Origin of the sequence: Gracilibacillus alcaliphilus (genome assembly GCF_016909015.1) — a bacterium.
Lineage (GTDB): Bacteria > Bacillota > Bacilli > Bacillales > Amphibacillaceae > Gracilibacillus > Gracilibacillus alcaliphilus.
On record NZ_JAFBFA010000039.1, the window covers coordinates 43,260 to 50,942 of the forward strand.

At 39.8% G+C, this 7,683-nt stretch carries 5 protein-coding genes and 1 riboswitch; of the genes, 3 read left to right on the top strand and 2 right to left on the bottom strand.

Translation table 11 applies throughout. The annotated features are described in order from the left end of the window. Positions 1-113: 113 nt before the first annotated feature. Positions 114-980 (bottom strand): LysM peptidoglycan-binding domain-containing protein, encoded by an 867-nt coding sequence (locus JOD18_RS20690; RefSeq protein ID WP_204671038.1) that lies wholly within the window; start codon positions 978-980, stop codon positions 114-116. A gap of 633 nt (positions 981-1,613) precedes the next feature. Next, positions 1,614-2,189, bottom strand: a complete 576-nt coding sequence (locus JOD18_RS20695) for a nitroreductase family protein (protein WP_204671040.1) — start codon at positions 2,187-2,189, stop codon at positions 1,614-1,616. A gap of 186 nt (positions 2,190-2,375) precedes the next feature. On the opposite strand from JOD18_RS20695, the gene JOD18_RS20700 reads away from it, so the two are divergent. The 3 genes from JOD18_RS20700 to metE all read left to right on the top strand — a co-directional run bounded on the left by JOD18_RS20700 (position 2,376) and on the right by metE (position 7,371). Further along, a complete protein-coding gene (locus tag JOD18_RS20700; protein WP_204671042.1) occupies positions 2,376-2,861 on the top strand; it encodes a GyrI-like domain-containing protein in 486 nt (161 codons plus the stop codon). 201 nt (positions 2,862-3,062) lie between these two features. Further along, positions 3,063-3,166: riboswitch (SAM riboswitch) on the top strand. A gap of 79 nt (positions 3,167-3,245) precedes the next feature. Next, complete coding sequence (locus JOD18_RS20705; RefSeq protein ID WP_204671044.1) at positions 3,246-5,084, top strand: bifunctional homocysteine S-methyltransferase/methylenetetrahydrofolate reductase; 1,839 nt, start codon at positions 3,246-3,248, stop codon at positions 5,082-5,084. 13 nt (positions 5,085-5,097) lie between these two features. Next, complete coding sequence (gene metE / locus JOD18_RS20710; protein WP_204671046.1) at positions 5,098-7,371, top strand: 5-methyltetrahydropteroyltriglutamate--homocysteine S-methyltransferase; 2,274 nt, start codon at positions 5,098-5,100, stop codon at positions 7,369-7,371. Positions 7,372-7,683: the final 312 nt, after the last annotated feature.

Here is a 7,683-nt window from a genome sequence, read left to right on the forward strand (position 1 = left end):
TTTTGCTGCTAACAATGCCACTTTTCCACTCTAGAAAAACTTGGCTTAACGCCAAGAAAAAACTCTCCCACTGTTAGATGTGAGAGAGTTATGAAATAAATAGTATGTGATTATTAGTCTAAGATAGTAACATCTACTGAGCGAACTCCCCAGCCAAATGCTTCATCTTTAGTAGGTACGTGAACATCGATCTTGTTCCCTTTGATAGCACCGCCAGTATCACCTGCAATAGCTTCTCCGTAACCTTCTACATAGACTTTGCTTCCTAATGGAATAACACTAGGGTCTACAGCAATGACTTTCTTATCTCGATCAGATTTCAAGTCAATACCTGTAGCTGTAACACCTGTACATCCTTCACAATCTGCTGTATAGGCAGTCGCGGAAACAGAAATAGTTTCTCCGCTTTGATCAGAAGAAGATGTTTCTGCAGCCGGCCCTTGAGCTGGAGCACTTTGCTCTTGAACAGGAGCTTCTTCTTTAGGCTGTTCTTGTTTTGGTTGTTCAACTGGTTCTGGTTGAGGTTTTTCTTGTGGTTCCTCTACAGGTTCAGGTTGCTGAGGTTCCTCCTGTTGTTTCTCTTCAACAGGCTGTTCTTGAGGTTGAGTGGAAACAGCTTCCTTCTTGTTTGGTTCCTCGATTGTTAATTTATCGCCAATAAGAATAATATCTGATTTAAGTTCATTCCATTTCTTAAGTTGTTTAACAGATACGCCATATTCTTTGGCAATCTCACTTAACGTTTCACCTTTCTTCACCACATGTACTACTTCTTTATCTATCTGTAAAATCTGATTTGGTTGAATGATGTGTGTATCTAGCTGGTTAAGCTCCTTTATGTCTGCAACTGATGTGTTATGTTCGCTAGCGATAGACCATAAGGTGTCTCCTAGTTTCACCTCATGCTGTGCTGCAGAAATTGGTAATGCAATACAAAAACTAGTCGCTACAACGCCCATTGATATTAAAACTTTTTTCATCAATGTTGCCTCCTTTCATGTTGACAAGGCCAAATATAACACATAAAAAAATCCTTGTGGTTACACAAGTGTTAAAAGTGTGTAACAAACATTACGATGTTACAATAGCCTGTCACACTTGTCATTATTGGGCAACATTTAAGAATTTTATACATTTATCCGTAATATTTTTTTCTTTTTATGTTATTTTTGGTATTTAGTTAAGGTACTAGATAAATTGAATGCATCAAAGTTTTTAGTGTTGCTTCGCCCTTATTTTCCCCATTCTATTGGGCGTTTAAGTGCTCAGTCTTAATAGACGATTCACCGTGATCAATAGTTTTTAAGTTATTTTACAAAACGTTAACCTCTTATTTATATTCCCTTTTCATTTCTTTGTTATAGTTAAAGTGTTCCATGGAGTTATGCTTCATGTTTTTTCTCGCAAAACGATATATCCCTTTTTGCCGGTAGCAATCTGCTATCGGTACTTTTTTGCTTTTTATACTGGTTAAGACCTATTCCATGTCTTACGCCTGTCTTCTATTTGATACAAAACATGAGCATGACTTACCGAGAATAGGTGTCTAATAGTTCCACATAAAATTCTTTGAAGCTGCTCGATAACAGAAAAAACACCGGCTAGCCGATGCTTTATTCCATCACTGTTATTCTATCTTTGGCCGGATGTCTTGGAGCTGGTGTTGGTGATTTAGCAGGATAACCTACTTGAATCTGGCCAACCACTCTTTCATTTTCTTTCAGACCGATTAAGGCAGCCGTTTCTTCACACATAGCTAGTTTACCAGATTTCCAGAAGGTACTTAATCCTTGCTCCCAAGCTAACAAACTAAAATTCTGTATTAAGCAGCTGGAAGATGCATAATCCTCTTCTCTTAATTGTTCATTTGGATGCAATGTGTTAATTACAAAAAAGAGGAAAGGTACCTGATTAATCTTTTCATAGGCATTATCGCTGATGGTCTGCCGATCTTGTTCATTGTCTGTCTTGGTCTTGGAAAGAGCGACTTCACGGTTAATTTCTGCCAGCTTTTGTTTGGCTTCTCCCTGTACAAAGACAAATCGCCATGGTTCAGTTAGTTTATGATTGGGCACCCAAATGGCCGTCTCTAATAAATCTGCCACTAAATCTGCTGATACTTCTTTATCTTGATAAGCAGATATCGAGCGACGTTCTTTAATTATTTGTTTTAAGTTAATAAGGAACACCCCTTCTTATTGATAACGATTTTCAATTACCACCATTTTATGTTACATTTCAAGTACTTGTCAAGGTATTCGTTCACTTCGTTTAGGTAATATGGTATAGCATAAAAAACCTTCCTCTGTTCTTCCTGCAAACCTCCCTTTTCTTATGTTATACTGTACAGCAAATATATGAAGGAGGAGTTGCCTATGACTCACTTAAAGTATGAAATCAAGCAAATCCCTGCTTATCGAGCTATGGGACTAAGGGGTGATATATCCTTTCAACACATTGAAGCGATAGCAGATTTGATCCACACGTCCATAACTAGAGTTGACGAATTGCAATATGTTGTGAATAAAGAGGTAAGACTAGGATTGTCTTATCACCTCCGCCCAGATGGTTTCACTTATTATTCCGTCTATGAAGTACAAAAGAGTCAACCGTTACTTGAAGGCATGGTGGATATCCATGTACCGGAAATGACTTACTTCGTTACCAGCCATCAAGGAGGGAGTGTGGAAGCAACTTATCAGCAAATTATGGAATGGTTCAAAGAAAGTGAGTATATCCCCTTACGAGAAGAAGGTATAACTTACTTTGATGAACTGCCGATTAAACATGACATCCATCATCGTACATCCAATCCGAACGATCCTCATTTTGAAATACGTATACCTATTACTAAACCTTAATTATTCCCAGCAAGATTTGCTGCAAGTCAGATACATTATCCTTTAAGTGCTGACAGGCGTTTGTTCTCCATTAGTTATAGGTTTCTAAGTGCCTGTTATTCTAGTAACCTTTTACACTTTTGAACAATTTTTTCAAAAAAACCTTGCATTGTTCTTGGATTTAATGTAACATACTTACAAATGTTATAAAACTAAATATCTTTCTTATCCAGAGAGGTGGAGGGACTGGCCCGTCGATACCTCAGCAACCGTCTTATGATAGACAAGGTGCTACTTCCAGCAAGCATTCGCTTGAAAGATGAGAACTTATGTGTGAATTCCAATCTCCGTCTTTTAAGCAGACGGAGATTTTTTTATTTTTCCAGAAAAGAGGTGAAAAAGAAAGTGACGTCAATTCTTGAGAAACTGAAAGACCAAATTTTGGTAGCTGATGGTGCTATGGGTACCTTACTCTATGCACATGGCGGTGATCGCTGCTTTGAGTCCTACAACACAACACACCCAGAGCAAATCTTGCATGTACATCAAACCTATATTGAAGCTGGGGCAGAGTTAATCCAAACCAATACATACGGGGCTAATTATATTAAATTGTCGCGGTATGGATTAGAAAATGATGTACATGAATTAAATACGAAGGCCGTACAATTAGCCAAACAAGCAGCTGGCAGTAGGGCTTTTGTATTCGGCACTATGGGCGGAATCAGAGGGGTACAAAAACTCGATACCTCCAAACAAGATATTATCCGCGGCTTTAAGGAACAACTTTTTTCTTTACTATTAGAAGGTGTAGATGGCTTATTATTAGAAACCTACTACGACTTCGAAGAGATTCAAGAAGTACTCAGGATTGCTAGAAAAGAAACAAACCTGCCGATTATTGCGAATGTATCTATGCATGAACCGGGCGTTATGGAAAACGGGACCGCCCTCTCTACTGCCCTGCAGACATTAGAGGATATTGGCGCAGATGTAGTCGGTGTTAATTGCCATCTTGGACCACACTTTATGATAAAAGCTTTAGAAACTGTGCCACTGCTGGAAAAGGCTTATCTGGCTGCCTATCCGAATGCAAGTCTGCCATCCTATCAAAATGGCAAACTAGTCTACAACCAATTTAGTAACTATTTTGAACAATGTGCTAAGGATTTCCGTGACCAAGGTGTTCGCTTAATCGGAGGCTGCTGTGGTACAACACCGGAACATATCCAAGCATTGAAAACTGGAGTTGCCAATCTAGAACCGATTACATCGAAAGAAACGAATGTGATCCAATTTACAACAGAGAGACAGGAAGAGCCGCCTGCTACACGCGAAACCTTAGCAGACAAAGCGTCCAAACAGCATACTGTGATTGTGGAATTAGACGCTCCCAAGCACTTAGACACAGAGGAATTTATCCGAGGCGCATTAGCATTAGAAAAAGCCGGTGTCGATGCAATTACCTTGGCCGATAATTCGCTGGCAACCCCGCGTGTCAGCAACTTGGCTATGGCTGTGAAAATGAAGGAAGCGGGATGTCAAGTTACCCCGCTGATTCATTTAACCTGCCGTGATCGTAATTTGATTGGTTTGCAGTCCCATTTAATGGGATTACACACACTAGGATTTCATGAAATCTTAGCCATTACAGGAGATCCAACACGTATTGGCGGTTTTCCAGGGGCATCTTCTGTATTTGATGTTACTTCCGCTGAACTTACCAGGTTGATTAAACAAGGAAATGAAGGATTATCCTTCTCAGGCAGCTCCTTAAAAACCAAAACAAACTTCCAAGTGGCAGCTGCCTTTAATCCAAACGTGGCAAATCTGGATAAGGCCGTCAAACGGATGGAGCGCAAAATCGACAATGGTGCCGATTATTTCTTAACCCAACCCATTTTTAACCATGAACAAATTATCGCCTTACATCAGGCAACCAATCATATTGATAAACCGATATTCATTGGAATTATGCCATTAACCTCCCATCGCAATGCCGAGTTTCTTCATTATGAAGTACCAGGCATGAAATTGTCTGATGAAGTAAGATCACGCATGAAACAGCATGACAACCGTACCGACAGTCTCAAAGAAGGTGTCCAAATTGCTAAGGAGCTTATCGACACGGTCTTACAATATTTCCACGGCGTCTACATTATTACACCATTTATGCATTACCCCTTAACAGTAGAATTAACAAAGTATGTCCATGAACAAACGAAATTAATTACTAAACTATAAAGGAGTTTTTCACATGACAACTATTCTAAGCAGTAACCTAGGGTATCCACGTATTGGAGAATTAAGAGAATGGAAAAAGGCCATCGAAGCATTCTGGCAAGGAAGCATCAGTGAAGCAGACTTAAAGAAAACTACGAAACAATTACGCCTGCAAGGGTTGAGAAAACAAAAAGACCAAGGAATCGATCTTATTCCAGTTGGGGACTTCTCATTCTATGATCATGTCTTAGATACAGCGGTAGCCTTCAATATCATTCCAGAGCGTTTCCAACATCATGACCCATCTGAGTTATCCACCTATTTTGCGATTGCGCGTGGAGAAGCAAATGCCGTGGCAGCGGAAATGACAAAATGGTTTAACACTAACTATCATTATATTGTACCGGAACTGAAAGGAACTGCTCCAAAACTAAATGAAAACCGTGCTTTGACCTATTATCAAGAAGCAAAAGACGAACTCGGTATTAATGGAAAGCCTGTTTTAGTCGGACCAGTAACCTTTGTAAAATTATCGAAAAACTACCAAGAAAAAGACTTTGAACAATGGATAGAGAAGTTACTCCCACTTTATCAACAAGTACTGCAAGAATTAGCAGACGCTGGTGCTGAATGGGTACAGATTGATGAGCCAATCCTAGGTACCAATCTATCAGAAGCTCAATTAAGCCTGGTCGAAAAAGTATATCAAAAACTGACACAAGAAGTACCTGATATCAAGATTATTATCCAAACTTATTTTGAAACAGTGCAGCACTATCAGCGCGTGGTAGCATTGCCTGTGGCAGGGATTGGATTAGATTTTGTTCATGGGGATAACCTAAGCTTGATCCAACAGCACGGCTTCCCAGCAGATAAAGTACTTGGTGCTGGTGTTATTAATGGACGCAATGTATGGCGTGCCAATCTGGAAGACAAATATCAATTATTACAAGGTATTCAAGAAGCTTCCAATGTGGAGACTCTTTTGGTTCAGCCTTCTTCTTCCCTATTACATGTACCAGTTACGAAAGTGTTAGAGCAAAAGTTAGATCAAGTTGTAAAAGAAGGCTTGAGTTTTGCCGATGAGAAATTGTTTGAAATCAGCACGCTGGCAACTGCTTTAAAGGAAGGCAAAGAGGCGGTTCAAAAGGATTTTACAGCTAGTCAAGAAGCTATCCATAACTTGGATCAATCTGATTATCGCAATCAAAATCCAGAAGCTGCCACAAAAAATGCCCAACGCAGCCTGCCATTTAGCGAGCGTAAAAAATTGCAGCATGAGAAATTGAATCTGCCTTTACTGCCTACAACAACTATCGGAAGCTTGCCACAAACGCCAGAGGTGAAAGGAACCAGAACAAAATGGCGTAAAGGCGAAATCACGAATGAGCAATACGAAGATTTCGTAAAATCAGAAACCAAGAAATGGATCAAAATCCAAGAAGATTTAGGCTTAGATGTCTTAGTACATGGTGAATTCGAGCGTACTGATATGGTGGAATACTTCGGTGAGAAGCTGAAAGGTTTTGCTGTAACAGAGTTTGGTTGGGTACAATCCTATGGTTCCCGTTGTGTGAAGCCGCCATTGTTAGCAGGTAACGTAGAATGGGAAAAACCAATTACCGTCAAAGAAATTGAATATGCACAGTCACTGACAGACCGTCCTGTTAAAGGCATGCTGACAGGTCCTGTAACGATCTTAAACTGGTCGTTTGTACACGAAGAATTACCACGTTTCACAGTTCAAGACCAAATTGCCCTTGCCTTAGAAAAAGAAGTACTGGCACTTGAAAAGGCTGGAGTTGGTATTATTCAAGTAGATGAGCCTGCATTGCGTGAAGGGTTGCCACTAGATAAATTGAAATGGCCGGCATATTTTGAAGCAGCAGTCAATGCCTTTAAGATTGCTACATCTACCGTCAAGTCCGATACCCAAATTCATACCCATATGTGCTATTCTGATTTCGGTGCTATCTATGAGGCAATTGATGGTCTAGACGCCGATGTTATCTCGATCGAAACATCACGCAGCCATGGTCAAATGGTCGAAACTTTTGAGAAAAATGATTATGATAAAGAAATTGGCTTGGGTGTATATGATATCCACAGCCCGCGCGTCCCTTCTGTGGAAGAACTGTTAACCAATATAGACCGCGCCCTAGAAACGATCGATGTTGAACAATTCTGGATCAATCCAGACTGTGGACTGAAAACAAGAAAAGCGCCTGAAACTATTGCTGCGTTGGAAAAAATGGTCGAAGCAGCTAAAATCGCTAGAAAACGCTATTCTAAAGCAAAACAAAGTTAATCATGCGAGAATGCCATTAGTGGGGGACTTTTCGTTCCCCCACTGCCAATTTTTAGACTTATCAGGGCTTCACTTCATTCTCCCCTCCTCATAGAGCTTACGATTGACTGTAATTGGATTAATAAAAAAGTGATACGTTGAGTGTCACTTTTTTATTAATCTTTCATGCAGCCCCCACACACTGATGAAAACTTCATTTTATATTAGATCCAACTAAAGTATGTGTAAAATAATACTCGAAAGTGATAAAAAATCCCCTAGCCAAAAAAGAGAAGGTACTCTATCATAAAATGTATGCTTTGCAGGGCATAA

Bases quoted from the DNA above. Each gene is read 5' to 3' on its own strand.
- JOD18_RS20690 (WP_204671038.1), bottom strand. From the start codon at position 980: ATGAAAAAAGTTTTAATATCAATGGGCGTTGTAGCGACTAGTTTTTGT.
- JOD18_RS20700 (WP_204671042.1), top strand. From the start codon at position 2,376: ATGACTCACTTAAAGTATGAAATCAAGCAAATCCCTGCTTATCGAGCT.
- metE (WP_204671046.1), top strand. From the start codon at position 5,098: ATGACAACTATTCTAAGCAGTAACCTAGGGTATCCACGTATTGGAGAA.